We start from the raw sequence: 2,437 nt of genomic DNA on the forward strand, positions 1-2,437 counted from the left end.
GCGTTCTCCAGCACCACCGCGATCGCCACGCGCGGCGAGTCGGCCGCCAGACCTGTCATCGAGACCGCGCTGGCCGCGACGAAGTAGGGCGGCAACAGGCGGGCATCGAGTAAGATTGCGACGGGGCGAGGGCCCCGCTCATGAACGGGGAGAGCCACTTGGACGACATGGTCTTCGGCCGCAGGTACCGCGTGACCGAGAAGGTCGGCGCCGGCGGCATGGCCGAGGTCTACAAGGCCGTCGACGAGACGCTCGGGCGCACCGTCGCCGTGAAGGTCCTGCGCTCCTCGTTCGCGCAGGACCCCGCGTTCGTCGAGCGGTTCCGCCGTGAGGCGCAGGCTGCCGCGAACCTCCAGCATCCCGGCATCGTGAACATCTACGACTGGGGCGCCGACGGCGACGCGTACTACATCGTCATGGAGTACATCCGCGGCACCGACCTCAAGTCGCTCGTCCGCACGCAAGGCCCGCTCGCCCCGGCGCAGGTCGCCGAGTTCGGCGAGCAGATCTGCGCCGCGCTCGCCGTCGCGCACGGCTACGACGTCATCCATCGCGACATCAAGCCGCAGAACATCGTGCTGATGCCCGACGGGCGCGTGCGCGTCATGGACTTCGGCATCGCACGGATGACCGACGGCGACGACCTCACCCAGACCGGCTCGGTGCTCGGCACCGCGCAGTACGTCTCGCCCGAGCAGGCCCAGGGGCGCCCGCTGACCGCCGCGTCGGACCTGTACTCGCTCGGCATCGTGCTCTACGAGCTGCTCACCGGCTCGCCGCCGTTCGCGGGCGAGACTCCGGTCGCCGTGGCGCTCAAGCAGGTCCACGACGCGCCGGCGCCGCTGCGCCAGCTGCGGCCCGACGTGTCGCCCGCGCTCGAGGCCGTGATCATGCGCGCGCTCGTGAAGGACCCGCGCGGCCGGTATGCGACCGCCGACGAGATGCGCCAAGACCTGCGCCGCGCCGCACACGGTGAGACGCCCGCCGCCGTGCCCGCGCCTGGGTCCGGCATCGGCGACACGACGGTGATGCCCGAGGTGCGCGCCACGCCGGCCGCCGGCACGCCGCAGGTGCGGCGCGCGCCCGAGCCGCCGCGCCGTCGCGCCGCGTGGCCGTGGATCGTGGCGGTGGTGCTGCTGCTCGGCGTCGGCATCGCCGCAGCGGCTGCGCTCGGCCTGCTCGGCCCGCGCACCGTCCAGGTCCGCGACCTCACGGGCATGACGCTCGAGGAGGCCACCACGAGCCTCGCGGGCGACGGGCTGGCCATCGGTGACGTCGTCCAGGAGTACTCGCAAGAGCCGACCGGCACCGTCTTCGCGCAGGATCCGAAGGCCGGCGACCGGGTCGAGAAGGGCACGACCGTCACCGTCACGGTGAGCAAGGGCATCGAGATGGTCGACGTGCCGGCCGTCAAGGGCATGTCCGAGACCGAGGGCTACAACACGCTGCGCGCGGCGGGCTTCGAGCTGCAGCCCATCAAGCGCGTCTACGACGCGAAGGTCGCCGAGGGGGTCTGCGTCGGCACCGAGCCGACCGCGGGCGCGAGCCTGCCTTCCGGCTCGCAGGTCACCCTCGTCGTGTCGAAGGGCATCGAGACCAAGGCCGTCCCCAGCGTGACCGGCAAGACCTCGACCGAGGCGAAGAAGACGCTCGAGGACGCCGGGTTCAAGGTCAAGATCACCGAGGACTACTCGGACACGGTGGGCAAGGGCAAGGTCATCTCGCAGGACCCGGACACGGGCGTGGTGCTACAGGTGGGGCAGACGGTCACCATAGTGGTGTCGAAGGGCAAGAACGAGACGACCGTGCCCGACACCGAGGGCAAGACCGAGACCGAGGCGCGCGGCCTGATCGAGGCCGCCGGACTGCAGGTGGCCATCGTGCCGTCGGACGCGGTCGAGCCGGGCGACGTGGACCACGTGGTGCATCAGGACCCGCCCGGCGGGTCGAAGGTGCCCTACGACACCGTGGTGACCATCACCGTCGCCCGCGAGCCCGCGGGCCCGTAGGCGGCGCGCGAGACGCTCGCCGGCGCCTGACCGCCGCGCGCGCACCCGCGCACAAGGGTATACGCTTGCTGAGGGTCCCGTCCGGGGCGGAAGGGGGTCGTGCGATGGACTGCATCTGCCTTCCCGCGTGCCCGTTCTTCAACGACCGCATGAAGAACATGCCGTCCATGTCCGAGGTGCTCAAGCAGCAGTTCTGCAAGGGCGACTGGTCCAGTTGCGCGCGCTGCATGGTCTTCGAGGCGCTCGGACGCGAAGCGGTCCCGCCGGACCTGTTCCCCGACGAGACGGACCGCGCCCGCGCGATCCTCGACGCGGCGCGCGGGTGAGCAACCCCGCATGATCCCTGCGCAGATCCAGCAGAGCGAACTGATCATCCTCGTACTCGCGGTCGCATTCCTCCCGCTGATGGTGCGCGCATACCGGGGCAT

Annotated in this window: 2 protein-coding genes; both read left to right on the plus strand. The window is 71.1% G+C overall.

Annotation, left to right across the window (positions count from 1 at the left end):
• The first annotated feature begins 140 nt into the window (after positions 1–140).
• Positions 141–2,009 carry a Stk1 family PASTA domain-containing Ser/Thr kinase gene (gene pknB / locus FDZ70_09325; GenBank protein ID TLM70147.1) on the plus strand — a complete coding sequence of 623 codons (1,869 nt, stop codon included), beginning with the start codon at positions 141–143 and terminating at the stop codon, positions 2,007–2,009.
• Between the two features lie 104 nt (positions 2,010–2,113).
• Positions 2,114–2,335, plus strand: coding sequence for a hypothetical protein (locus FDZ70_09330; protein TLM70148.1), 222 nt, complete (start codon positions 2,114–2,116; stop codon positions 2,333–2,335).
• The last annotated feature ends 102 nt before the right edge of the window (positions 2,336–2,437 follow it).

This window comes from Actinomycetota bacterium (assembly GCA_005774595.1).
In the GTDB taxonomy this organism is placed as follows: Bacteria; Actinomycetota; Coriobacteriia; order Anaerosomatales; family D1FN1-002; genus D1FN1-002.